The organism is Chryseobacterium ginsenosidimutans, from assembly GCF_024807225.1.
In the GTDB taxonomy this organism is placed as follows: Bacteria; Bacteroidota; Bacteroidia; order Flavobacteriales; family Weeksellaceae; genus Chryseobacterium; species Chryseobacterium ginsenosidimutans.
Genome location: NZ_JANUCO010000001.1, coordinates 3,398,719 through 3,423,325, shown reverse-complemented (window position 1 = coordinate 3,423,325; position 24,607 = coordinate 3,398,719). Strand labels below are relative to the sequence as shown.

The 24,607-nt window shown below is 35.5% G+C and carries 22 protein-coding genes and 1 pseudogene; 19 read left to right on the top strand and 4 right to left on the bottom strand.

Annotated features, from left to right (window positions below):
- Nucleotides 1-94: 94 nt before the first annotated feature.
- The 10 genes from J3D55_RS16080 to J3D55_RS16035 all read left to right on the top strand — a co-directional run bounded on the left by J3D55_RS16080 (nucleotide 95) and on the right by J3D55_RS16035 (nucleotide 8,190).
- Nucleotides 95-1,099: a bestrophin family protein gene (locus J3D55_RS16080; RefSeq protein WP_259132510.1), complete on the top strand. Its 1,005-nt coding sequence runs from the start codon at nucleotides 95-97 to the stop codon at nucleotides 1,097-1,099.
- A 109-nt stretch (nucleotides 1,100-1,208) separates the two neighbouring features.
- Complete coding sequence (locus J3D55_RS16075; RefSeq protein ID WP_259132509.1) at nucleotides 1,209-2,819, top strand: Na+/H+ antiporter; 1,611 nt, start codon at nucleotides 1,209-1,211, stop codon at nucleotides 2,817-2,819.
- 202 nt (nucleotides 2,820-3,021) lie between these two features.
- Entirely contained in the window at nucleotides 3,022-3,450 is a 429-nt protein-coding gene (locus J3D55_RS16070) for an SRPBCC family protein (RefSeq protein WP_259132508.1), read from the top strand.
- Nucleotides 3,451-3,462: 12 nt separating this feature from the next.
- Nucleotides 3,463-3,846, top strand: a complete 384-nt coding sequence (locus J3D55_RS16065; RefSeq protein ID WP_259132507.1) for a VOC family protein — start codon at nucleotides 3,463-3,465, stop codon at nucleotides 3,844-3,846.
- Between the two features lie 34 nt (nucleotides 3,847-3,880).
- Nucleotides 3,881-4,903, top strand: coding sequence for a glutaminyl-peptide cyclotransferase (locus tag J3D55_RS16060; protein ID WP_259132506.1), 1,023 nt, complete (start codon nucleotides 3,881-3,883; stop codon nucleotides 4,901-4,903).
- A gap of 108 nt (nucleotides 4,904-5,011) precedes the next feature.
- A complete protein-coding gene (locus J3D55_RS16055) occupies nucleotides 5,012-6,037 on the top strand; it encodes a glutaminyl-peptide cyclotransferase (protein WP_259132505.1) in 1,026 nt (341 codons plus the stop codon).
- Between the two features lie 73 nt (nucleotides 6,038-6,110).
- Nucleotides 6,111-6,398 carry a hypothetical protein gene (locus J3D55_RS16050; RefSeq protein WP_259132504.1) on the top strand — a complete coding sequence of 96 codons (288 nt, stop codon included), beginning with the start codon at nucleotides 6,111-6,113 and terminating at the stop codon, nucleotides 6,396-6,398.
- Nucleotides 6,399-6,405: 7 nt separating this feature from the next.
- Entirely contained in the window at nucleotides 6,406-7,098 is a 693-nt protein-coding gene (locus tag J3D55_RS16045; protein WP_259132503.1) for a hypothetical protein, read from the top strand.
- A 38-nt stretch (nucleotides 7,099-7,136) separates the two neighbouring features.
- The gene (locus J3D55_RS16040; RefSeq protein ID WP_259132502.1) at nucleotides 7,137-7,751 is read left to right on the top strand and encodes a deoxynucleoside kinase; all 615 of its coding nucleotides are present in this window, start codon (nucleotides 7,137-7,139) and stop codon (nucleotides 7,749-7,751) included.
- An 88-nt stretch (nucleotides 7,752-7,839) separates the two neighbouring features.
- On the top strand, nucleotides 7,840-8,190 hold the full coding sequence (locus J3D55_RS16035) for an ArsC/Spx/MgsR family protein (RefSeq protein ID WP_259132501.1): 351 nt from the start codon (nucleotides 7,840-7,842) through the stop codon (nucleotides 8,188-8,190).
- Between the two features lie 56 nt (nucleotides 8,191-8,246).
- Here J3D55_RS16035 and J3D55_RS16030 read toward each other — a convergent pair whose 3' ends face one another.
- Both J3D55_RS16030 and J3D55_RS16025 read right to left on the bottom strand, forming a co-directional pair.
- Nucleotides 8,247-8,552, bottom strand: coding sequence for a DUF493 family protein (locus J3D55_RS16030; RefSeq protein ID WP_259132500.1), 306 nt, complete (start codon nucleotides 8,550-8,552; stop codon nucleotides 8,247-8,249).
- 40 nt (nucleotides 8,553-8,592) lie between these two features.
- Nucleotides 8,593-9,270, bottom strand: a complete 678-nt coding sequence (locus tag J3D55_RS16025; protein WP_259132499.1) for a DUF4197 family protein — start codon at nucleotides 9,268-9,270, stop codon at nucleotides 8,593-8,595.
- 452 nt (nucleotides 9,271-9,722) lie between these two features.
- On the opposite strand from J3D55_RS16025, the gene J3D55_RS16020 reads away from it, so the two are divergent.
- The 9 genes and pseudogenes from J3D55_RS16020 to J3D55_RS15980 all read left to right on the top strand — a co-directional run bounded on the left by J3D55_RS16020 (nucleotide 9,723) and on the right by J3D55_RS15980 (nucleotide 23,043).
- The gene (locus J3D55_RS16020; RefSeq protein ID WP_259132498.1) at nucleotides 9,723-12,548 is read left to right on the top strand and encodes a SusC/RagA family TonB-linked outer membrane protein; all 2,826 of its coding nucleotides are present in this window, start codon (nucleotides 9,723-9,725) and stop codon (nucleotides 12,546-12,548) included.
- A 10-nt stretch (nucleotides 12,549-12,558) separates the two neighbouring features.
- A complete protein-coding gene (locus tag J3D55_RS16015) occupies nucleotides 12,559-13,983 on the top strand; it encodes a RagB/SusD family nutrient uptake outer membrane protein (protein ID WP_259132497.1) in 1,425 nt (474 codons plus the stop codon).
- 78 nt (nucleotides 13,984-14,061) lie between these two features.
- Nucleotides 14,062-15,450, top strand: a complete 1,389-nt coding sequence (locus tag J3D55_RS16010) for a glucoamylase family protein (RefSeq protein ID WP_259135124.1) — start codon at nucleotides 14,062-14,064, stop codon at nucleotides 15,448-15,450.
- 242 nt (nucleotides 15,451-15,692) lie between these two features.
- Nucleotides 15,693-16,400: a carboxylesterase family protein gene (locus J3D55_RS16005; protein ID WP_259132496.1), complete on the top strand. Its 708-nt coding sequence runs from the start codon at nucleotides 15,693-15,695 to the stop codon at nucleotides 16,398-16,400.
- A 186-nt stretch (nucleotides 16,401-16,586) separates the two neighbouring features.
- Nucleotides 16,587-18,915: pseudogene (gene bglX, locus J3D55_RS16000) on the top strand (beta-glucosidase BglX).
- A gap of 108 nt (nucleotides 18,916-19,023) precedes the next feature.
- Nucleotides 19,024-19,434 carry a hypothetical protein gene (locus J3D55_RS15995; protein WP_259132495.1) on the top strand — a complete coding sequence of 137 codons (411 nt, stop codon included), beginning with the start codon at nucleotides 19,024-19,026 and terminating at the stop codon, nucleotides 19,432-19,434.
- Nucleotides 19,435-19,779: 345 nt separating this feature from the next.
- Nucleotides 19,780-20,688, top strand: a complete 909-nt coding sequence (locus J3D55_RS15990; protein ID WP_259132494.1) for a helix-turn-helix domain-containing protein — start codon at nucleotides 19,780-19,782, stop codon at nucleotides 20,686-20,688.
- A gap of 87 nt (nucleotides 20,689-20,775) precedes the next feature.
- Nucleotides 20,776-21,777: an aldo/keto reductase gene (locus J3D55_RS15985; RefSeq protein ID WP_259132493.1), complete on the top strand. Its 1,002-nt coding sequence runs from the start codon at nucleotides 20,776-20,778 to the stop codon at nucleotides 21,775-21,777.
- A gap of 75 nt (nucleotides 21,778-21,852) precedes the next feature.
- Nucleotides 21,853-23,043 (top strand): MFS transporter, encoded by a 1,191-nt coding sequence (locus J3D55_RS15980; RefSeq protein WP_259132492.1) that lies wholly within the window; start codon nucleotides 21,853-21,855, stop codon nucleotides 23,041-23,043.
- A 151-nt stretch (nucleotides 23,044-23,194) separates the two neighbouring features.
- Here J3D55_RS15980 and J3D55_RS15975 read toward each other — a convergent pair whose 3' ends face one another.
- Both J3D55_RS15975 and J3D55_RS15970 read right to left on the bottom strand, forming a co-directional pair.
- Nucleotides 23,195-23,587, bottom strand: coding sequence for a DoxX family protein (locus J3D55_RS15975; RefSeq protein ID WP_259132491.1), 393 nt, complete (start codon nucleotides 23,585-23,587; stop codon nucleotides 23,195-23,197).
- Between the two features lie 142 nt (nucleotides 23,588-23,729).
- The gene (locus J3D55_RS15970) at nucleotides 23,730-24,503 is read right to left on the bottom strand and encodes a DUF1223 domain-containing protein (protein WP_259132490.1); all 774 of its coding nucleotides are present in this window, start codon (nucleotides 24,501-24,503) and stop codon (nucleotides 23,730-23,732) included.
- Between the last annotated feature and the right edge of the window lie 104 nt (nucleotides 24,504-24,607).

Genomic DNA, 24,607 nt, shown 5'->3' with positions numbered 1-24,607 from the left:
CGAATGTGTTATTCTTTTTGTAACTTTTATCATCAAAACAAAAGTTTAAACAAGTAACAAAATTTAATTTAAAAACTAAAAACCATAAACACACATGCACGCAGGAAAAAAATTTAAAGCAATAGAATTCATTGTCTGGACGAAGAGAAGCATTCTCTGCCTGACAATATTATCTGCAATTCCAACGGTACTTTATTATTTAGGCTGGAAATTTATATCCTTCCCGTGGCAGCCGATCGCTATTATGGGAACAGCCGTCGCTTTTATCGTAGGGTTCAAAAATAATGCGAGTTACAGCCGACTTTGGGAAGCGAGACAGATTTACGGAGCGATCATTAATGAAAGCCGTAGCTTTGGTTATGTCTTGAGAGATTCTCTTTCGCGAAAGAATTCTGAGAAGGTAAAAACGATGTTCAAACGCCATTATGCGTGGCTTACCGCACTTCGTTTTCAGCTTCGTGAGCCGAGAGCTTGGGAAAATATGAATACCGCGCAGTACGAAGAATATGCAAGGAAGTATGATATTTGCGAAAAGCTTCTTAAGCTGGATGACGAATTGAAAAGTTACCTTTCTGATGACGAACTGAAATATATTTTAAGCAAAAAAAACAGAGCAACACAATTGATGGCTTCTCAGAGCAAAGAATTGTCAGAAGCTTATGCAAACGGAGAAATCAATGATTTTCAATGGACGCAGATCAATCAGCAACTGGTAAAGCTTACGGAGAATCAGGGGAAAACCGAAAGAATTAAAAACTTTCCTTACCCTAGAAATTTTTCATCGATTACGACTTATCTTCTTTTGTTGTTCATCTTTTTTGTGCCTTTTGGATTGCTGAAAGAATTTGATAAAATCGGCGAAGGAACGTTCCTTGAAAGCTATACATTATGGTTCAATATTCCGTTTTCTATTTTGGTGACGTGGTGTTTTCATACATTGGATAGTGTAGGAGAGGCTTCCGTGAATCCGTTTGAAGGAAGTCCGAATGACGTTCCGATCACACAAATAAGCCGCACCATCGAGATTGATATGAGAGATATGTTGGATGAAACTGATCTTCCGCCGGCAATTACTCCAAAAAATAATATTGTACTTTAAATAATCTGAAAGAATCTGATTAGCTTAGAGATATAAAAAACACACCATTTTGTTGAAATTAAATTATTTGAAAAAGTAATACAATTTAACATTAAAAACCTCAAGATAAATGATTCACAGTTACGTTATAATATCCATTGCAGTACTTTTGTCTGTAATGATACTGGTGATGATCGGGCAAAAATTGAAGGTTGCATATCCCATATTTTTGGTTATTGCAGGTCTTTTGATAAGCCTTGTCCCGGGAATGCCGCATATTGAAATAGAGCCCGATTTGGTATTTTTAATTTTCCTTCCGCCGATTTTATTTGAAGCGGCTTGGTTTACCTCATGGCAGGATTTTCACAAATGGAGAAAACAGATTTTTTCCATGGCTTTCGGATTGGTATTTTTAACTTCAATTGTTGTTGCTTACCTTTCATCATCCATCATTCCGGGATTAACGGTTGCGATGGGATTTCTGTTGGGAGGCGTGAATTCTCCACCGGATGCAGTGGCGGCAACTTCTGTGTTGAAGCACCTGAAAATTCCAAAAAAGATCACAACAATTTTAGAAGGCGAGAGCTTAATCAACGATGCATCGAGTTTAATTGTATTTAAATTTGCTTTAGCTGCTGTGATTTCCGGGCAATTCATTTTCGGTGAAGCGGTAAAAGATTTTTTCACCATGGCAATTGGCGGACTTGCTGTTGGGATTGGTTCAGGGCTTTTATTTGGAGCTTTATTAAGGATTATTCCTTCCAATTCAAATATTGATACGATTATCACTTTAATTGTTCCTTACATCATGTACGTTGCGGCGGAACATTTTCACTTTTCCGGAGTATTGGCGGTGGTTTCAGGAGGTTTATTGATGTCATATAACTCTCATTGTTATCTGAGTCATACCTCAAGAATTCAATCAGGAAATGTTTGGAGCGTTCTGATATTTTTGATGAATACCATTATCTTTATTTTAATTGGTTTAGAGTTGCCGATGGTAATTGCAGCCATGAAAGAATACACCATTTCCGAAGGAATTTTCTATAGTGTTGTGATTGGCGGAGCGATTATCGGGACAAGAATTTTGTACAGTTATGCCTTAATGTATTTCCCCAGAATTTGCTCAAAAGAATTACGATTAAAAGTTCCGAAACCCGATTGGCGAGAACCGTTTATCATTAGTTTTGCAGCAATGAGAGGTGTTGTTTCACTGGCTGCAGCGTTGTCGATTCCTGCATTTTTACCCAATGGAGATGCGTTTCCGCACCGAAATATTATTTTATTCGTAACTTTCGTTATCATATTAATTACGTTGGTTGGACAAGGATTATTGTTGGCTCCAATTTTAAAAATATTAAAGATAAATGATGCGGGAAGCGAACTTCCGGAAGAAAAACAGGAAGTGATTTTAATGAGAAAATTAAAAGAAACCGCTTTGCATAAATTGCAGAATGATTTCTCAGATTTGGCAGAAAGAAACAGCCTTGTTCAGCATCAGAAACATAAGTTGGAAAACGAAATGATGATGATGGCAGATAAAGCACAATGTATGGCTTCAACAGGAGATTATGTGACCGCGATGAATGAAAATAAAGATGTTATGAGACAGGTTATTCAGGCGCAGAGAAATGAACTTTACCGAATGAAACGTGAGAAAATTTTCGACGATCATGTGATGAGAACAATCGAAATGCAACTGGATTTTGATGAAGCGAAGATTACAGGATTTGCGCACTGATAAGTTTGTTTAAATTTTTTTACCTTTAATTTTAAAGTAGTAAAAAATATTCGTTGAGTTTGTCATCCCGTAGGAATCTCAGCAAAGTAATTAGAAATCTTAGTTTAGATTCCTACGGAGTGACAAACTGAATGGAAATTAGAATCAGGATTTTTAATAACTAAATGTTTAAGATCTGTTAAACTTATAAAAAACACCAGATATGAGCAATCCAATTACAGTAGAACACAAAGTAAATGCACCAATCCATGAGGTTTGGAGTGCATTAACCGACAAAACCGAAATGAGATCATGGTATTTTGATATTTATGATTTTGAATTGGAACCCGGAAAAACATTTAATTTTTACGAACCCGGAGAAGAGAAAAAATATCATCATCGGGCGGAAATTTTAGAAGTTGTTCCGAATCAAAAATTGAAGCATACTTGGTTTTATCCTGAGTTTTCAAAAGAAAAAACAGTGGTAACCTGGGAACTCCATCCGGAAGGCGAACAAACGTTGGTGAAACTGACCCACGATAATATTGATCATTTCAAAGATATGGGCGAAAATTTTTCTGAAAAATCTTTCACAGACGGCTGGAACGGAATTATCGGGCAAAGTCTGAAGCCTTATTTGGAAAATAAATAAGCTTAATAAAAGATGGCAAAATTTACGTTCCTTCGTCCGGTTTTATGGACGGAAAATCTTGAAGAAACGATTGGGTTTTATACGAAATGTCTCGGCTTTACATTGTTGGGCGAAAATGCCGATTGGCAATGGGCTTCTCTTAAAAAAGATGAGGTACAGATCATGTTGTCAAGACCAAACTCACATGAGAAATTCAGTGGAATTGGTTTTACAGGTTCATTTTATTTTACTGTTGAAAATGTTGATGCGCTTTGGGAAGAATTAAAAACTAAGGCAAAAATCTGCTACGAAATAGAGACTTTCGAATGGGAAATGAGAGAGTTTGCGATCTATGATAACAACGGTTACATATTACAATTTGGTCAACATGTCGGCGAAATTAGTAAAGCGGAATAAATTTTGCTAATTTTGGGGAAATTTTAGAAATTCAATGAGAAAAAATATAATAATAGGTTTTGCAGCGGTTTTGTTATTGGTGTCTTGTAAAAATGATAAGAAAGTTCTTGATTCATTGGCAGATTACAACAATTCGATGACGGAGAAAGGGTACCATTTTGGTGATAAACTGGCGCTGCCAAAAGAGGTGACGGATGATGCAGAAAGTATTTCCATCAGTTTTGGAGATAAAGAAACTTCAGATTTAACGATCGACCCGAAATTCTTTACGTTGGGCGACAATGCCGTTACTTTTAATATCAAGACAAAAGGCGGTGAAACTTTGACTCAGGACGCGACAATCAATGTTTTTGCGAAAAATCCTGAACAAAAATTATCTTACGAAATCGTGGCAGAATATCCTCACGATCCTAAAAATTTCGTACAGGGTTTCCAGATCGAAGGCAATACAATCTATGAAAGCGACGGGCAAAACGGTTCTTCACAGATTTTAAAATATACATTGGGAACTACAACTCCTTTGGCTTCTACAAAACAAGGTCAGGAAGATTTCTCCGAAGGAAGTACCATTGCAGGAGATAAAGTATATCAGCTGACTTGGCAGAGCAAAAAAGGATACGTTTACGATAAAAGTTCTTTGAAATTATTATCTGAATTTGCTTATCCAAACGTGTTGGGAGAAGGATGGGGATTGACGTATGACGGGAAAAACCTTATCGCATCAGACGGAAGTAAATTATTGTATTTCCTTGATGTAAATAATCCTTCAAAAATGGTGAAATATATTGCTGTTGCAGGAAGTTCTCAGGCTTACGATCAATTAAACGAGCTTGAATTCCACAACGGGTTTATCTATGCAAACGTTTGGCAAAAACCAATTATTTTAAAAATAAATCCTGCCAACGGAGAGGTTGTCGGAACATTTGATTTTACTGAAATTGCAAAACAAAATACAAAAGGAAGCGATGATGTCTTGAACGGAATTTCTTTTAAAGGTGAAAATATGTTGGTGACAGGGAAAAACTGGTCAAAAATATATGAAGTTGCGATCAAATAAGCAAAAAATTTCAATACATTTAGTATAAATTATGAATAGCGTTCTCCGGAGCGCTATTTTCGGTAAAAGGAATAAAAATTACTATTTTTGAAAAAGATTAATAATTCAATGAAAAAAAATATATGGGTTGGTTTTGCGACCGTTTTGTTACTGATTTCATGCAAAGACAACAAAGATGTTCTTAATACGTTGGCGGATTACAACAATTCGATGATGCAGAACGGATATCATTTCGGAGATAAGCTTACTCTTCCGAAAGATGTGACGGAAATTGCAGAAAAGATTTCGATCAGTTTTGGTGATAGTGAAACTTCAAATTTAGTCATTGATCCTAAATTTTTCACTTTAGGGGATAACGAAATTACCTTCAATATTAAAACAAAAAGCGGGGAAGATTTAAATCAGGATGCCACGATTAACGTTTTTGCAAAGAATCCGGAGAAAAATATTTCTTATGAAATCGTAACAGAATATCCTCATGATCAGAATAATTTTGTTGAAGGCTTTCTTTTGGAAGGAAATACGGTTTATGAAAGTGATGGTTTGAAAAATTCATCTCAGTTAATAAAATATACATTGGGCGGAACGACTCCGATTGTTGAAGAAAAACAGGCTGCAGATATATTTTCTGAAGGTTGTGCGATCGTTGGGAACAAAATTTATCAGTTGACTTATCAAAACAGGGTAGGTTTTGTTTATGATAAAAATACATTGAAGAAAATCTCAGAATTTCCTTTACCGAAAGAGCTTCGTGAAGGATGGGGAATGACGTATGACGGGAAAAATCTTGTGGCTACAGATGGATCGAAAAATCTGTTTTTTCTGGATGTCAATAATCCTTCAAAAGTGGTGAGAACGGTTGCTGTTGCAGGAAATAAAGAAACTTACGATCAACTAAATGAACTGGAATATCACAACGGATTTATCTATTCCAACATTTGGTTTAAACCGATTATTTTGAAAATCGATCCTAAAACAGGAGAAGTGGTAGGAAAGTTTGATTTTACGAAAATTACCAATCCAAATATTAAAAAGAACGAAAATAACGTTTTAAACGGAATTGCTTTTAAAGGGGAGAATATGTTGGTGACAGGTAAAAACTGGTCAAAAATCTATGAGGTTTCTATTAAATAATTAAAAACCGCGTTCTTAATAAAATAAAACATGTAAATTGCCGGTATTCTACCGGAATATTATCTATAAGATTTTGAGGATATTACATTTGATATTGATATTGGTTTTCTGCTCGTTCTCTGCGCAGAAAGCTATTCCTTTAGACACTTTGAAGCTGAAGGAAGCTAAAGATATGCTCGCCGACGATTACGGGAATTTATACATCTACAAAAGCAAAGATTTTAGTTTTACAAAGTACGATTCTTTGGGGAAGCAGATCGGGAAACTGATGTTCACGGTTCCTTATAAAGTGCAGGGCGTTCAGAATCCTTTAAGTGTGCCTTTATTCTCGGAAAATGCTCAGGAAACTGAAATATGTTGATCAAAATATGAATGAAATTCAAAAAGTGGATTTTAAGCAGAAATTTGGTTTTATCAAAATGGCTTATGCTGAAGATTTGCAGCAGTTGTGGCTGTTGGACGAAAGTACAAAACGTCTTATTCAATATAATTTCAGAAACGAAACGACGATTAATTCTTATCCTTTTGATGCTAGTTTTGATGATCTTACGGATCTTTTGGTTTACGAAAATAAGATCTATATTTTAACAAAGAAACACATCAGAGTATATACTTTTAAGTTTGAAAAAATCTTTGAAGCTCTGATAGAAAACGGAAAACGCTTCAGAAGAGAAAACGAATTTATTTTAGTCATAACAAATAATTCTATTTTAAAATACATTCCGGAAAAAGAAATGGTTAAGATTTTCGGTGATGCCGATGCCCAAATTGTGGATAAAAACACCCTTTCTTATTTTGAAATCAAAGCCAACAAGCTTTATCTTTACAACCTCGAAAACAGTAAAGAAACTAAACTGCAAACAGAACCAGATCAACCGGCTCCTCAACAAAAAGCTACGGAACAGGACGTAGAAAAATCAGCGGAAAAACCTGCAGAACCAGACAGTCCGGAAGGAAAGCTGGAGAAAAAGACACAGGAAATAGAAGATAAAAATTCTGCGGAAAGTTCTTTGCAGAAGCTGATTGAGGATAGTTCGGAAGTAGAGTCTGCCGGAGTTTAGTTATTTATCAACATCAATAAAATACATTAAGGAAAAATATGCATATTGCGGTTACTGGAAATATTGGAGCAGGGAAAACTACTTTGACGACGATGCTTTCTAAGCATTACGGTTGGGATGCTCAGTTTGAAGATGTAGATCACAATCCTTATCTGGAGGATTTTTATGCAGACATGAGCAAATGGAGTTTTGCTTTGCAGATTTATTTTTTGGGAAGCAGATTTCGTCAGGTAAAAGAGATCAGAGAAAGTGGAAAAAACATTATTCAGGATCGTACGATTTATGAAGATGCGCATATTTTTGCTGAGAATCTTAATGATATGAACCTTCTTTCGGATCGTGATTTTAAAAATTATGAGGCGGTATTCAGTTTGATGAAATCTTTCGTTTCTGCGCCGGATTTGTTGATTTATCTTAAATCTGATGTTCCGAATCTGGTTAAAAAGATTTACAAAAGAGGAAGAGAATATGAAGCTTCGATCAGCATCGAATATCTGTCGAAACTGAATCAGAAATACGAAAAGTGGATTTCTAATTATACAGAAGGAAAATTGTTGATTATAGAAGTTGACGATTTGGATTTTGTAGAAAAACCGGAAGATTTCGGAATTATTTTAGAAAGAATTGAAACAGAATTAAACGGTTTGTTTTAACAAATTTTTATTATAAATTAAGATTCGGATCCGTTGATTTCTTTCTAAATTTGTCTAGTACAAGTTTAATTTTTAAATATAATTAAATATGTTAGTTAAGGTTTTACATAATGGAAGCTGCTCAAAATCGAATGCGGTTTTGGAGTATCTGGACGAAAATGGAGTGCCGTTTGAGATCATTAATATTGTGGAAGATCCGCTAAGTATTCTTGAAATCAAAACAGTGCTGAAGAAACTGAACCAAAGTGTTTTTCATCTCATCAGAAAGACAGAAAAGTTATATATAGAAAATTTTGCGAACAAAGATTTATCCGAAGAAGAATGGATAAAAGTATTGTCTGAAAACCCTTCGCTGATACAAAGACCGATTATCATTAAAGGTTCTGTAGCCATGTTGGGAAGACCGATTGAGAACGTAAAATATTTTATTGAAAAATAATAAACGATAAAGATTTAAACTAAAAAAAGTCAGCGATAAAGCTGACTTTTTGTTTGTTACAATAGAATAACGCCTTCTATTTTTGCTACTTCTTTATAAATATGTACCACCTGATCTGCATCCAAAACAAATGCGTTGATATTGCAGGCAGTATATTTTCCGTTTTTACTTTCGCGGTTTCCTAATGTGAATTTTATACCGTCGAAAACTTTGTAAATTTCCGTAAGTTTTGCCTGATCCGTAGGAATTATGAATTTAAATAAATAGTCTTCGGGAAAGTCGTGATGACCTTCCAGTTTTTCCTTTAAAGAATTGTAAAATTCCTCAGGATTTGCATGTTGATTTCCTTGTAATATATCCATCACCAATTTTAAATTATATATAAATATAGCGAAAATTTTTCTATTTTCCAAGAGGTCCAAGAAGCGACTTGGAGTTCTGGATTTCGTAATCTTCGATGATATTAAACATTCCGTCCACCAATTGCTCTGAAGCCAACTGGCTTAGACCTCCTGCGTTCACAGTATTTTTGTTTCCGCCAAGAAGGCTGCTTAATAAATTGCTTCCCGATAAAGCGGTATTGATGCTTTTCACAATCCCATATTGGTTGAGCTGTTCATCTACTTTCGGAGCAATGGCAGCAACGAGTTGTTGCGCTGTTTTCTCTTTCAGAATAAGGGTCGCTGTTCCTTTTTCTCCCTGAATAATTCTTGTAACGTCTTGTGCATTCAAGCTGTTTACAGCACTTACCAAAATCGGTTTTGAGATATTTACGGTGTACACTGCAGCATCAGCAATATATTGTCTTTCTTTTGCCACCAAAGACGGAGATACTTTTTCTAACATCGAGTTGATGTCTCTCAGCTGTTTTGGCAATGCTTTATCAACCATATTGTTTTGTAGGAAAGCCTCTTTATTGCTGTAAACATTCACTCCTTTATCAATTCCGTTTAAAAGAAATTTTTTAATAATTGATAAACCCAGATCCGATGTTGCCAACGTAGTGCAAGACTGCATTGTTGTATTGATAACAGCTCCTGTTCCTATAAGTAAAGCAGCAGCGATAATGTATTTTTTCATTGAGATTGATTAAGCTTTATGTAATTTCAAATAACGAACCAAATTTAAACACAATAATTATTTTAACAAACTTTTACGAAGGATATTAATTGATAAAATACTTTTATATTTTTTTACATCATAATATACTCTAAAAGCTTTCTGAAAGAGCCTTCAGAATAAATTTTTAATATTTTTTTTATTACATAGAATTAATATGAAATTATAAAATATTTAATTATTTTAATTATGTTAAATCATTTAATAAATATAATTGAATATATGTGGTTTTTATGTAAATTTAATGTATTGACAGAATGACAAAATATTTAAGTAAAATTAACATTGTTGGATATATTTTTATAATTTTGACTAATGTCTTTTTTTGAGAAAAAAGGATTTTTTGATGAAAAGGGTGAAAAAGACGAATGTCTTTTGTTAAAATTCTGATTGTACGAATAAAATTTAACTATATGAAACAACGTGATTTAAAGTATTCATGTCTCATTGCGGTTTTATACTTCGGTATGACTGTCAATGCACAGACAACCCCAAGAGATACTGTTCCAAAAGAGCAAAAAATCGAAGAGGTTGTGATGATTGGATATGGGTCTCAGAAAAAAGAGAACGTTACAGGAAGTATCGGTATCGTTTCCGCAAAGGATTTAGCAGATAAACCTAATGCGAACCCGATTAGCTCTATTCAAGGGAAGCTTGCAGGGGTAAATATTACGAATTCTGGTACTCCGGGAGGTTCTCCAAGAGTAGACATCAGAGGAGTAGGTTCTCTTACAGGAAATACCGTATTTATTGTGGACGGTATGATTACTACTGATATCTCTTATCTTAGTTCGCAGGATATTGAATCGATGAGTGTGTTGAAAGATCCATCGAGTTTGGCTATTTTCGGAGCTCAGGCTGCGAATGGTGCTATTATTATCAAAACTAAAACAGGAAAAGGTAAGCCGGTTTACAATTTCAATTCTTATATAGGATTTAAAAAGGTAACTAATGTTCCTGAAATGGTTAATTCTGATCAATATATTGAGCTTTATAACGAAAAGCTTTATAATGATAACGGAAACGGAGCAGGTTCTCTTAATAGAAATCAATTTCCGGCTGATACAAAATGGTTTGATGAGATCTTCCGTACAAGCATGATAAATTCTAATGATTTTTCTGCAACAGGAAGTCTGGGAAAACTTAATTATTATGGGAGTGTAGGATATCTTCAGGATGAAGGTATTCTTGCTGCAGGCAGAGGAATTAATTCCGGAAGTGATTTTAATAGATTTAACAGTAAACTAAATCTTAGCTATAAAATAACGGATAATATTACGATCGGAGATAACTTCAGTTTTTCCAAAATTCGTACTGATGTAGCACAGAATCCTTTGTTGGATGCATATTCGGCACCTCCAATATTTTCTGTAATGAATCCTAATACAGGAGATTATCAGTTTTTTAACGGATATTCTATCCCAAATCCTAGAGCAAAGTTAGATTTATACCGTTCTCAGGTAAGACAGGAGAGATTGCTTAATAATGTTTGGGGAGAATTGAAGTTTTTAAAAGATTTCACATTCAGAATTAGTTATTCTAGTGATAATTACAGCCCTAGTCAATACGAATATACACCAACACTTACTTATGTTCCTGTTTCCAGTCAGGTAGCACCTACATTAGTGACAAGAAATTTCAGAAATAGAAATTACGTTTGGGATAATACAATCAACTGGAAAAAAAGCTTCGGAAATCATAATTTTGATATCGTTGCCGGTTTTTCGAGAACGAGAACTTCTCTGTCACAAGACTATTGGTCTGCTAAAAATGTTAAATATGACGGAACGAATGCTTCTCTGAATATTGCAAACGGAACAGACCTTGTTCATGTAAGTGGTATAGATAGAGACGATGCTGTGGTTTCCGGTGTTTTCCAGGATCAGCAAAGAATTGAATCTTTCTTTGGAAGAATTAACTATGATTATAAAGGAAAATATCTGTTAAATGCATCTATTCGTAGAGATGCCAGTTCACAAATTAACGTCGATAGATCAAGAACCTTTCCGGCAGTTAGCGCAGGTTGGGTAATCTCTAAAGAAGATTTTATGAGTGAGCAGAATATCTTCAATTTATTAAAATTAAGAGCAAGTTACGGAGAACTGGGAAATCCTAATGTAGGAAGAAAATTTAATGCAAATACATCAATTATAGGAGGTGGTGCTTATTTTGGAACTACGGGATATCCTGCTACAACTGTTGACCAATTTATTGATCCGGCAATTGGCTGGGAAACTACAACAGGAAAAGATGTAGGTCTGGAAATGGCATTATTTAATAATAAACTTAAAATTGATGCAGCGTACTATGATAAAGATTCTAAGAATGTAGTATATGGTGTAAACCAAGGAACTGTATCTGGTGCAGCTAACTGGAACAACTTTGTAACCAATGCCTATTCTTTTAATAATAAAGGTTTTGAGTTGTCTGTTAATTACAATACCAAGATTAATGAGAATATGACCATTGGAGTATACGGTAATTTTGCCTCTCTTAAAAATGAGATTACATCAGTTTACGGTGGATCATATTTAGCAGCTGGAGCGAGTTTATTTGGGAATTCTATTGTAAGACTACAAGCTGGTCAGGCGGTAGGTTCTTATTATGGTTATAATGTTACAGGTGTTTTCCAAACAGATGCAGAAGCTGCTACATCGGGACAAAGTGGAGCAAAAGCAGGATGGTTCAAATTTCAAGACCAAGATGGTAATGGAATTATTGACTCAAGAGACAAAACATTCTTAGGAAGTCCGATTCCTAAAGGAACTTATGGTTTTGGAGTTAACTTTAATATCTACGCGATTGATATTGCTGTTGATTTCCAAGGTGTATTTGGAAACAAAATATACAACTACAACCGTGAACAACGTTTTGGAAGTGAAACATGGGATCTAGATATGTATGAAAACAGATGGCAGGGAGCGGGTACGTCAAATACCAATTCTATGATTACATCTAATCAATCTATCATTTTACCAAATAGTTTCTATGTAGAAGATGGTAGCTATATCAGAATCAGAAACATTCAGGTTGGATATAATTTACCAAAAGCATTTGCAAAAGCTCTTTCTATTACAAAATTGAGATTGTATGTAAGTGCACAGAATCCTTGGACAAGCTTCAAGTATAATGGTTTCTCTCCGGAGATTACAAACACGGATAGAGTACAGATGGGAATTGATAATAATATTTATCCTATTTCTGCAATTTATACAGTAGGTATGAATTTAACATTTTAATTAAAAGATCATGAAAAAAATATTTTTAACACTTTCCATATTTTCATTAATCGTAAGTTGTAGCGATGACTTTGTGGATATTAAAGATGAAGGGCAAACAGATGTGTCAAATTTCTTCACGACACAGGAGGATGCAATGCAGGCTACGAATGCCGTTTATAGCTTTTTAAGAAGCTGGGAAAATTCTGGTTTCCCTGCACAATATGTATTTGGAGTACCGGGTGATGATGTAGAAAAAGGATCTAATCCTGGTGATGCTTCGTTTATTAATGTGTACGATAATTTTACCTATACATTGAGTGACGAAGGAATAAGAGGATACTGGATCGGGCAGTGGCAAGCTGTTAACAGAGCCAACCAAGTGATTACAAATGTTCCAAAAATAGAAATGGACGCTACTCTTAAAAATAGATTGATTGCTGAAGCCAGAATGCTGAGAGCGTATTTCTATTTCAACTTGGTAAGAATTTACGGTGGAGTTCCTATTTATGACGGGTTGCCGGCAGATGGAAATTACAGAAAAGCAAGAAACTCTGCAGCAGAAGTTTATAATTTTATAGCTTCTGATCTTACTGCAGCTGCAGCGGTTTTACCTCAGACATATTCTGCCGCAGACCGTGGAAGAGTAACAAAAGGTGCTGCTTTAGGATTGCTTTCTAAGGTATATCTTTATATGAAAGATTATCAAAAAGCATATGATACTTCAACGCAGGTTATTGGGATGGGATATAGTTTAGATCCGGATTTCAATCATTTATTCAGACCGGCTGGAGAATTCGGTACAGAATCTGTTTTTGAGGTTAATTGTGAGTGTTCTGCTGCATTTGGAGGTAGTCAGTATGCAGAAGTTCAAGGGGTTAGAAATCAATATGGATGGGGTTTCTTTACACCTACACAAGCCTTGGAAAATGCATTTGAACCAGGAGATATCAGAAAAGAATTAACTATTTTGAGAGAAGGAGAAACAACTCCTGAAGGAGATTTGATTCACAAAGGAGATCCTCAAGCGGGAAATTCTTGGAATCAAAAAGTTTATGTACCATCAGCTTTAAATAATAATGCTTGTGGATATGGTTCTATTCAAAATATTAGAATTTTAAGATTTGCTGATATTCTTTTAATCAATGCAGAAGCTGCTAATGAATTAGGAAATACTGCTACTGCCATTACAAATATTAATAAAGTAAGAAACAGAGCAAATCTTGGAAATACTACAGCTTCTACTAAGGATGCTCTTCAAGCTGCTATTTGGCAGGAAAGAAGAGTAGAATTAGCGCTGGAAAATGATAGATTCCCAGACTTAGTAAGAACAGGACAAGCTTCTACATTTCTAGCATCTAAAGGATTTGTAGCTGGGAAAAATGAACTTTTCCCGATTCCGTTAGACGCAATGAACGAGAGTAATGGGCTTTTCGTCCAAAATCCTGGTTACTAAAATTTAATCATAAAAGCTTAGAGGAGAATGAAAGTTTCTCCTCTTCTTTTAGTATTTCGTTTAAAAAAATTGAAAATGATGAAAAGGATAATACTATCAATTACTACAATATCATTACTGGCAGTTTCCTGCAAAAATTCCCGTACAGCTCAACAAGAAGTCTCAAAAGTTGAAGCAGTGAAAAGTAATATTACCGACCAGCAATTAATGGACAGAGTGCAGAAAGATGCTTTAAAATATTTCTGGGATTATGCCGAACCGCATTCTATGTTGGGAAGAGAGCGCTATCACGAAGACAATATCTATCCGGATAATGATAAACACGTTGTGACAACAGGTGGATCAGGATTTGGATTAGCAACTATTTTGGTCGGAGTAGAAAGAGGTTTTGTTCCAAGAAAAGAAGCGGTAAAAAGATTGACCAATATGATGGATTTCCTTGCAAAAGCAGACCGTCATAAAGGCGCTTGGTCGCACTGGATCAATGGAGAAACAGGAAAAACTGTTCCTTTCGGAAAAAAAGATAATGGTGGAGATTTGGTAGAAACAGCATTCTTGACTTCAGGGATTTTAATGGTTCGTGAATACTTCAAAAACGGAAATGCCGAAGAAAAAGCGCTTGCCCAAAAATGTGATGAACTGTGGAAAGGAATTCAATGGAATTGGTACACAAAAGGAGGCGAAAAAGTCCTTTATTGGCATTGGTCGCCGGAATATCAATGGGAAATGAATTTTCCATTACAAGGTTATAACGAATGTTTAATTACGTACATTTTAGCAGCTTCATCACCAACTCACCCAATCGATGCCGAAACCTATTACAAAGGCTGGACAAGAAATGGAACTTACCTTTCAGACAAAGAAAAATACGGACTTCCAATGTATGTAAAGCACAATGGAGCCGAAGAATATGGAGGTCCTTTATTTTGGACACAATATTCTTACATCGGTTTAGATCCAACCAATTTATCAGATAAATTAATTAAAAATTACTTTGATTTAAATAAAAATCAAGTTTTAATTGACTATAAATATTGCGTCGAAAATCCAAAACAATGGAAAGGATACGGATCAAATTATTGGGGATTAACGGCAAGTTACTCAAGAAATAATGATGGAAGTGTTGGTTATGACGCCCATTTTCCACAAAACGATCATGGTGTAATCACTCCGACAGCGGCTCTGAGCAGTTTTCCGTATTCACCAAAAGAATCAATAGATTTTCTGAGATTTATATATACTCAAAAACCTGAATTCATCGGTTCTGCAGGACCGTACGACGCCACTTCGATCAATTATAACAATTGGACGACCCCAAGATATTTAGCGATCGATCAGGGAACAATTGCGCCGATGATTGAAAACTACAGAACAGGATTTTTATGGAAATTATTCATGAATGCTCCCGAAATTCAGCAAGGATTAAAGAAATTAAGCTTCAAATCTGAAAAATATCATATTAAATAATAATTTTTAGGAGCTATTTCCCGCTTTTCACTATATCTTTTTTATTACGGCCTCCGCTTTGCTCCGGCCGCAACAAAAAAGGATGCCGTTTCAATCGGGGCTAGTTAATACTATAATTGAATTTCAGAATAACATTTTACATCAATAGGAACGGGTATGTCATCCTGAGCTTGTCGAAGGAAACCCGTTTAAAAAAAGGAATTAATTAAAGTGGCTTTAGCCAAAACTTAAAAATTCTCAACATGAAATTAAAACTAAAACATCTTCCTCTTTTACTTCTCCCATTTTCTCTAAGTCTAAACGCTCAGGAAATTAAAGCAGAATTTAAAAAAGAAATCAAAAGACAGGAAAAAATATCCTACATTCTCGATTACCCTCAAAAAGTAAAAGGAAATGTACCTTTAATTGTATTTCTTCACGGGTCTGGCGAAAGAGGAACCAATCTGGAGATCGTAAAAGCGCACAGTCCGTTCACGTACAAAAACTTAATTAAAGAACCTGTTGCGATTTTAGCGCCTCAATGCCCTGAAAATATGTGGTGGGATACCGTGACTGTTTATAATTTAATTAAAGAAATTCAGAAAAAATATAAGATTGATGCTTCCAGAATCTACCTGACTGGATTGTCAATGGGAGGTTGGGGAACGCTAAAACTGGCAATGGAGCATCCTGAAATGTTTGCTGCCGTAGTTTCAGTTTGTGCTCCGACAGATCGAGTGATGTATGCAAACATCGATCAATACAAAAATTTAAACATGAAAATTTTTCACGGCGGAATGGATGATGTCGTTTTACCCGAAAATGCACTTAACTTTTATCAGGCTTTACATCCGGTAAATCCATCCGCAGAATTGACCATTTTCCCAAATGACAACCATAATTCTTGGGATTCAACCTACTCAAATCCCGCATTATACGAATGGATGATGTCAAAAAGGAAAGAGAAATAATTCATTCAAATTTAATAATATTAGTATTTTTAAAGGTTGCTATCAATTGCTGAGTGAAACGCCCTTGCGGACGAAAAATATCCGCAACAATTGTAAAAAAGACCTTAGCGAACCTTGCGTTTAAAATAACTAATTATTAAAAATTAAAACAAAAAAATAGAACTATAATTAAAAGAAGATAGATTTATGAAAAAGTTAATTGTAATAGCAACTTTAGCACTTGCTCCAATGTTTTCGGCGCAGGAAATGGTAACGAAGCCTGTTCAGTCTTATCAGACGGCTCAATATCAGGCTAAAAAGAAAGCTTTTGTAGATAATCTTTTGTCGAAAATGACTTTAGATGAAAAAATTGGACAGCTGAATTTACCGAGTTCAGGCGATTTTACTACAGGTTTGGCAAAAAGTTCCGATATCGGAAAAAAAGTGGAACAAGGTTTAGTCGGTGGACTATTCAATATAAAAGGAGCTGATAAAATCAGAGCCGTTCAAAAAGTTGCCGTTGAAAACAGCCGCCTGAAAATCCCTTTGATTTTCGGAATGGATGTGATTCACGGTTACGAAACTACTTTCCCGATTCCATTAGGATTGGCGGCTTCTTGGGACATGAATTTGGTTCAGCAGTCGGCGAGAGTTGCAGCAAAAGAAGCTTCTTCCGACGGAATCAACTGGACGTATTCGCCAATGGTGGATATTTCCCGCGAACCAAGATGGGGAAGGGTTTCTGAAGGTTCCGGTGAAGATCCTTATTTAGGAAGTGAAATTGCTAAAAACATGGTTTACGGTTATCAGGGAAAAGATCTTGCTGTTGGTAACACGATTTTGGCTTGTGTAAAGCATTTCGCATTGTACGGAGCAGGTGAAGCGGGGAGAGATTACAATACGGTTGACATGAGCCATATCAGAATGTTCAACGAATATTTTCCACCTTACAAAGCAGCTGTTGATGCGGGTGTAGCTTCTGTGATGGCATCTTTCAATGAAGTGGACGGAGTTCCTGCAACCGGAAACAGATGGCTTCAGACTGAAGTGTTAAGAAATAAATGGAATTTCAAAGGTTTCGTAGTAACAGATTACACAGGAATCAACGAAATGGTCGACCACGGAATGGGAGATCTTCAACAGGTTTCGGCGTTGGCTTTAAAGGCAGGAATCGATATGGATATGGTAGGTGAAGGATTTTTAACGACACTTAAAAAATCTTTATCAGAAGGAAAAGTAACTCAGGCTGAGATTGATACGGCTGCAAAAAGAATTCTTGAAGCAAAATATGACTTAGGATTATTTACAGATCCTTACAAATATGGAGATGCAAAACTAGCGGCAAAAGAAGTTTTCAGCATGGAAAACAGAAATATTGCAAGAAATGCTGCCGCTCAGTCAATGGTTTTAATGAAAAATGAAAACCAGGTTCTTCCTTTGAAAAAAGCAGGAACTGTTGCGGTGATCGGTCCATTGGTAAACAATTCATTGAACATGCCCGGAAACTTGGAGTGTTGCTGCTCAACATGCAAAAGCGGTTAATTTAATGCAGGGTCTTCAGGAGAATTATGGTAAAGAGGTGAAGTTCCTTTCTGCTAAAGGCGCAAATATCGATTATGATGCTAAATTAGAAGATATTTACGCAGCTCACGGTAAGAAAACCGACAGAGACAGTCGTTCAAAAGAAGCGTTATTAAAAGAAGCAGTTGACGTTGCCAATAAAGCGGATGTTATCGTTTTAGCAATCGGGGAATCTGCAGAAATGAGCGGTGAATCTTCTTCAAGAACGGAGATTACAATTCCACAGTCGCAGGTAGATTTATTAAACGAATTAAAAAAGACAGGGAAACCAATCGCAATGGTACTTTTCACAGGTCGTCCATTAGCTTTAACGAACGTAAAAGATACTCCTGATGCAATTTTGAATGCTTGGTTCGCAGGTTCAGAAGCAGGAAATGCCATCGCGGATGTTCTTTTCGGAAAAGTAAATCCTTCAGGGAAATTGCCGATGACGTTCCCAAGAAGTTTAGGACAAGTTCCGATTTATTATAATGCTAAAAATACAGGTCGTCCTTTAGATCAGAAATTGGTTGATAAATGTGAATACCAGAGATTCCGTTCTAACTATATGGATGAATGTAATACGCCATTGTATCCGTTTGGATTTGGTCTAAGTTATTCTAAATTCAATTATTCTGATGTAACGGTTTCTAATGCAAATCCAAAAGGAAATCAACCAATTCAGGCTTCCGTAACAGTTACGAATTCTGGAAATTACGATGGAGCTGAGGTCGTGCAGTTATATATCAGAGATATGGTAGGAAGCATCACAAGACCGGTAAAAGAATTGAAAGGCTTCCAAAAAGTGATGTTGAAAAAAGGAGAATCTAAAAAGATTACCTTCGACATTACTCCTGAAAATCTGAAATTCTACAACGGAGATTTGAAATACGACTGGGAATCCGGAGAATTTGATATCATGATCGGTACAAACTCCGAAGATGTAAAACATTCAAAAATCAACTGGACAAAATAAATTATATAAGCCGCTCAAAATGAGTGGCTTTTTTTGTATCTTAGAATTAAATTACTAATACCTATTTTGGCATATTTTTACCCAATTGAAAACATTAAAAATTAAAATATGAAAAAAACAATTTTATTCGGCGCGATGTTCCTCGGTTCTCTGGCTTTTGCACAAAAAGCTCCCGTTGTCGGAGGCGACAAAGATGTTCATGGCTGCAAAGGTTCTGCAGGATACACGTATTCGCAAATCAAAAATGACTGTGTACGAGTTTTCGAACAAAAGATCAAATTAAACGAAGTAAGCTCAGAAAAAGGATATACCACAATGACAGCAGTTATTTTCAGCAAAGACATGAAAAAAGCCGAAATTTTCATTCCGGATGGAGCCGCAAAAAGCATTATCCTTACAAGACAGGGCAAAGGCAAACTCTGGAAAAGTGGAAGCCATATTAAAGAAAGCTATGTTTTAACTCCTTACAAGAAAACGCGCTATCAGATTAAAAAAGATGATGTCGTAATCTATCAGTAAAACTCAGTTTCAAAATAAGCAAAACCATTCGTAAGAGTGGTTTTTTCTTTGTCATTGCGAGAAGTAACGACGAAGAAGCAATCTCAAAAATTCATAAAGTTTGTCATTTCGACGAAGGAGAAATCTACAACCATTTATAATTCACCATTTATAATTTTCTCAGAAGCTATTCCAGCTTTCCGCCAACCCAAATCCTCAAAATGAGCTCAAACAAATGCTGCAATCTGGGCTATTTAGAAACGGAACGGAAAACGAAAGCATAAAATTAGTACAACTCTCAAATCATTTTATCAATTGTAATTATTTTATGATTCAAATTCTGTTTGATTTTTATAATTTTGAACCATGGAATCTAAAGGAGAATCAATAAAAGGTTTTTACGAGCGTAATGCATCAAATAAAGGGTTGCAATGTATTAAAACTCCGGGAGTCGGTCATTTTAATGTCTTTGAGCGTGAAAATTGTTCGTCAATTACGCCTTACAGCAGACGTGATTATTATAAAATTTCATTGATCTTGGGAAAGGGGAAACTTCATTATGCAGATAAATGGATTTATGTTGACAAACCTGCCTTATTATTCTCAAATCCTGTAATTCCTTACTCTTGGGAGGCAGAAGATGAGAATCAGAAAGGGTGGTTCTGCCTTTTCACAGACCAGTTTTTACAAAATGGAAACCGTCTCGGAACGCTTCAGGATTCACAGCTTTTTAAAGTGGGCGGAACTCCGGTTTTCTTTATTAATGAGGAACAGCAGAAAACAGTTTCGGATATTTTTATTAAAATGATGACGGAAATTCAGTCCGATTATCTTCATAAATATGATATGCTTCGAGCTTATCTTCACCTTTTGGTGCATGAAACCATGAAAATTCATCCTGCAGAAAATTTTGAACATTATCAAAATGCTTCTCAGCGTGTTGCATCTTTGTTTATGGAATTGCTTGAAAGACAATTTCCTATTGACAGTCCGGAAGCCTATTTAAAGTTAAAAACTCCGACCGATTACGCGGAAAATCTTTCCATTCATGTCAATTCTTTAAACCGTTCTGTGAAGGAAATTACAGGGAAAACGACAAGTCAGCAGATCGCGTCCAGAATCATTCAGGAAGCCAATGCCTTATTGAAACATACGGATTGGAATGTCTCTGAAATCGCTTATGGATTAGGCTTTGAAGAACCTGCTTATTTCACCAATTACTTCAAAAAACAAACCGGAATAACGCCAAATGCAATCAGAACTCATTTTGTTTGATTTTTATAATTCTTAGTTTGAATTCTATATTGTAATTATTTTGGTCTTGTTCTAATTTTGTACCAATAAATTTAAATCACAATCATCATGAAATTTAGAAAATTAGGAAACACCGGAGAGCAGTTATCTGCTATTGGTTTGGGATGTATGGGAATGAGCTTTGCGTACGGACCTGCAGACGAACAGGAAAGCATCAACACGTTGCATAAAGCGCTCGATCTTGGCGTAAATTTTTGGGATACTGCCGATATGTACGCGAATGGCGAAAACGAAAAACTGATCTCAAAAGTATTAGTTCCGAATCGTGATAAAATTTTTATTGCAACAAAATTCGGGTTCAGGTTTAAAGACGGAAAAGCAAGTCACAGCGGTGCTCCGGGAACGTATTTCGACGGTTCTCCAGAATGGATCAAACAAGCAGTAGATCAAAGCCTTCAACGATTAAAAATTGACGAGATCGATTTGTATTATGCTCACAGAATTGATCCGAATGTACCTGTTGAGGAGACTGTAGGAACGATGGCAGATTTGGTGAAAGCAGGAAAAGTAAAATATCTTGGTTTGTCTGAAGCTTCTCCGGAGTCGATCAGAAAAGCAAATAAAATTCATCCGATTACCGCGTTGCAGTCAGAATATTCTCTTCTTACAAGAGATGTTGAGAAAGAAATTCTATCCACGATCAGAGAATTGGGGATTACTTTGGTTCCGTATTCTCCGTTGGCGAGAGGGCTTTTCTCTAATATCAATGAAGTTCAGAATTTCGGAGACGATGATTTCAGAAAATCGCTGCCTCGTTATCAGCAGGAAAACCTTGAAAACAATAGAAATTTAGCGAAGGAAATTAATGATTTTGCCGCTTCAAAAGGGATAAAAGGAACTCAATTGGCGTTGGCTTGGGTTTTAAATCAAGGGGAAGATATCATTCCGATTCCGGGAACAAAAAGAATTAAATATCTGGAAGAAAATATTGCCGCAACCCATATCGAACTTTCAACATCAGATTTAGAAACCATCGACTCCATCATGAAAAAATATCCGAATATCGGGGAAAGATACAGCGAAGGTTCTATGAAATTAGTAAATAACTAAAAGACATTTTACGATTTAGGTTTCTGAATTATTAAGCAGAAACCTAAATTTTTTTGAAAAGATTTAATGACAGGAATGAAAACTCTTAAAGAAAAAAATCAATTTATAGCAACGATTCTGGCTTTTGCCGTAATCCCGATGTCGGGTTTGGCAACGGATATTTATCTGCCTTCCATGCCAAGTATGGCGGCGGAACTTCATAAGTCGGAAGCGAGCATACAGCTTACTTTATCAATATTTTTAATCAGTTATGGCTTAACGCAGTTTTTCGCAGGAAGCATTGTCGATTCATTCGGAAGATATAGGGTTTCGATGCTGTCACTGGCTTTGTTCGTGGTTTCGTTTATCATTACAGCGACGACGAAAGACATCATGGTGATTTACGCAATGCGGGTCGTGCAAGGGATTTTATCGGGTTTTGCGGTGGTTTCCAAGCGGGCGTTTTTTGTGGATGTTTATGAAGGAGAAAAACGGAAGCATTATTTAAGTATTATGACGATCGTTTGGTCTGTAGGTCCTATTATTGCGCCTTTTATCGGTGGTTATCTGCAAAAACATTTTGGGTGGCAATCTAATTTTTATGTTTTAGCGGGATACAGTTTTCTGCTTTTAATATTGGAATTCCTATTTTCAGGCGAAACATTGAAAAAGAGAAATCCTTTTCATATCGATTTCCTGATTAAAGAGTATAATTCAATGTTTAAAACGAAAGATTTTTTCTATGGAATGCTGATGTGCGGTTTAAGTTATTCAATCGTCATGTTCTTCAACCTTTGCGGATCTTTCATTATCGAACATAAAATGGGGTATTCTGAAGTGGTTGCAGGTTCCGTTTCGTTAATTCTTGGTTTTGCTTGGATGACAGGTGGTTTCTTAGGAAAAGCATTGATTAATAAAGCGTTTCTACGTAAAATTCGATATGCCAATTTTGTTCAGATCGGTTTAATTATTTTGATGTTTGCGACTTCTTATTTTGCAAGTAATATTTACAGTCTGGTGATTTTTGCATTTTTAATTCATGTTACGGCAGGATTTATCTTTAATAATTATTTTGCATACTGTATCGGAAGATTCCCGAATTCTGCAGGGATTGCAGGTGGTTTAACAGGCGGAATTGCCTTCATTATCACTTCAGCAATAAGCTACGGAATTGTAAGTATGATAAAGCCGGAAATTCAATTGCAGGTGGCAGAAGGGTATTTTATACTGGGAGTTTTAGGACTTTTAATTTTAAGCATGATTAAATTAAGAAAGGCTCATATTTAAACTGATTTAAAAATTTAATTTATATTTTCTACTCATAATTTTCAACAATAAATCCTCTCATTACTGGGAGGATTTATTTTAACATAAGCCTGAAAAGTTGATTGTTGTTTTGTTAAAGACGAATGTGTTTTGTTTTTACTTTAAATTTTAATTAAGCTTCTCCAAAAATCGGTTCAGGTGTATACAATTTTCTAAACATAAAATAAGTAACTGAAAGTACCGTAAATGCTACAATAGCATCAATCGTTGACGGAAAACCAAGCACCGCGATTTTTGAGAAGAAAGCAAAGGTGATGTCGAAAAACATTCCCGCGAAAACCCATTCTTTCAGTCTCAATAATTTGTTGGGAAGTAATAAAACCAAAACTCCGGCTAATTTAAAGACTCCTAAAATATAGATGAAATGCGATGGATAGCCTAATTGCAAGGTGATATCCCAAACGACAGGATTTTTTGTCAGTTCAAAGAAACCGCTTGCTCCAAACCAAAGTGACATAAAAATTGCTCCTGACCAATAGATGATTCTTGTTGTTTTTGTTTTCATTTTTTTATTGTTTTAAGTTGTTATTATTTTTATTTTGAATATTTATTGAAGAATTTGAACATGAATGGCACAAATGTTTTTTACCAATTTCCACGAATTTTTTAATTGTGTCTATTTGTGAAAAGATTAAAGTAATTTGTGTTTAAAAACCGGCTTTAGAAGAACCCAGAATTTCCCCGGATTTCACATTTTGAATCATTCCGATAATTTCCCAGTCATGGGTATTGAAATTTTCGGGAAGCTTGAAACTGGTTGTTCCTTCTGTAGAATTTTTTAAAGAAATTTGATTTTGCTGATGAACAATCTGCCAATGAATCAAATGACGGCCTTCATTTTCACCTTTTTGTACGTTTGTGGAAGACTTTTTTTCAACAAGCGTTACCAAAAGTTTGTTTTGTGAATAAGTTTCTGCAGTTTTGAAGTTTACGTTAATTTCTTTCTCTGAGACTTTTGCAGATAAATCAACTTTAGCATTATCAGCATTAAATAAAGCAGTCTGAATCGCACTTTCCACTGCATCTCGGTCAGAACCTACAAACTCGTTTTTGCCATTCACAACCAGTTGCGGAGTGTAAACCTGTGAATGCAAAGTCTGGCTGTATTGCTGTTGGCGTTTAGAATTTTCTACACTGCTGAATTTGTCTTTCCAGCCTAAACTATTCCAATAATCGACGTGATAGGCGAGAATATAGACCGGTTGATCTTTGTATTGTTTTTCAATTTCACCCATCAACTGATCTGCGGGAGGACAACTCGAACAACCTTCAGAAGTGAACAGTTCCAAAACGGCAAAACCATTGTTTTTGGAAGATAAATTCTGATGAGTTTCTTCGGCTTTATTTTTATAAACAAAAGCGGAGACAATGAACATTAATGCTACAAAAGCGGCTGTTCCTATTAAGTTTTTTAGTATCATTTCTTTTAATTTGATTCAAAAGTAGATACATTCTAAACGCAAAAGAATACAAAAAAGGTTCAACCGGACAAAATGAAAGGTGAACCTGTATTTTATAAACTTGA

Coding starts and splice junctions, on each gene's coding strand:
- J3D55_RS16080 (WP_259132510.1), top strand. CDS start 95: ATGCACGCAGGAAAAAAATTTAAAGCAATAGAATTCATTGTCTGGACG.
- J3D55_RS16075 (WP_259132509.1), top strand. CDS start 1,209: ATGATTCACAGTTACGTTATAATATCCATTGCAGTACTTTTGTCTGTA.
- J3D55_RS16070 (WP_259132508.1), top strand. CDS start 3,022: ATGAGCAATCCAATTACAGTAGAACACAAAGTAAATGCACCAATCCAT.
- J3D55_RS16065 (WP_259132507.1), top strand. CDS start 3,463: ATGGCAAAATTTACGTTCCTTCGTCCGGTTTTATGGACGGAAAATCTT.
- J3D55_RS16060 (WP_259132506.1), top strand. CDS start 3,881: ATGAGAAAAAATATAATAATAGGTTTTGCAGCGGTTTTGTTATTGGTG.
- J3D55_RS16055 (WP_259132505.1), top strand. CDS start 5,012: ATGAAAAAAAATATATGGGTTGGTTTTGCGACCGTTTTGTTACTGATT.
- J3D55_RS16045 (WP_259132503.1), top strand. CDS start 6,406: ATGAATGAAATTCAAAAAGTGGATTTTAAGCAGAAATTTGGTTTTATC.
- J3D55_RS16040 (WP_259132502.1), top strand. CDS start 7,137: ATGCATATTGCGGTTACTGGAAATATTGGAGCAGGGAAAACTACTTTG.
- J3D55_RS16035 (WP_259132501.1), top strand. CDS start 7,840: ATGTTAGTTAAGGTTTTACATAATGGAAGCTGCTCAAAATCGAATGCG.
- J3D55_RS16030 (WP_259132500.1), bottom strand. CDS start 8,552: ATGGATATATTACAAGGAAATCAACATGCAAATCCTGAGGAATTTTAC.
- J3D55_RS16025 (WP_259132499.1), bottom strand. CDS start 9,270: ATGAAAAAATACATTATCGCTGCTGCTTTACTTATAGGAACAGGAGCT.
- J3D55_RS16020 (WP_259132498.1), top strand. CDS start 9,723: ATGAAACAACGTGATTTAAAGTATTCATGTCTCATTGCGGTTTTATAC.
- J3D55_RS16015 (WP_259132497.1), top strand. CDS start 12,559: ATGAAAAAAATATTTTTAACACTTTCCATATTTTCATTAATCGTAAGT.
- J3D55_RS16010 (WP_259135124.1), top strand. CDS start 14,062: ATGAAAAGGATAATACTATCAATTACTACAATATCATTACTGGCAGTT.
- J3D55_RS16005 (WP_259132496.1), top strand. CDS start 15,693: ATGAAATTAAAACTAAAACATCTTCCTCTTTTACTTCTCCCATTTTCT.
- J3D55_RS15995 (WP_259132495.1), top strand. CDS start 19,024: ATGAAAAAAACAATTTTATTCGGCGCGATGTTCCTCGGTTCTCTGGCT.
- J3D55_RS15990 (WP_259132494.1), top strand. CDS start 19,780: ATGGAATCTAAAGGAGAATCAATAAAAGGTTTTTACGAGCGTAATGCA.
- J3D55_RS15985 (WP_259132493.1), top strand. CDS start 20,776: ATGAAATTTAGAAAATTAGGAAACACCGGAGAGCAGTTATCTGCTATT.
- J3D55_RS15980 (WP_259132492.1), top strand. CDS start 21,853: ATGAAAACTCTTAAAGAAAAAAATCAATTTATAGCAACGATTCTGGCT.
- J3D55_RS15975 (WP_259132491.1), bottom strand. CDS start 23,587: ATGAAAACAAAAACAACAAGAATCATCTATTGGTCAGGAGCAATTTTT.
- J3D55_RS15970 (WP_259132490.1), bottom strand. CDS start 24,503: ATGATACTAAAAAACTTAATAGGAACAGCCGCTTTTGTAGCATTAATG.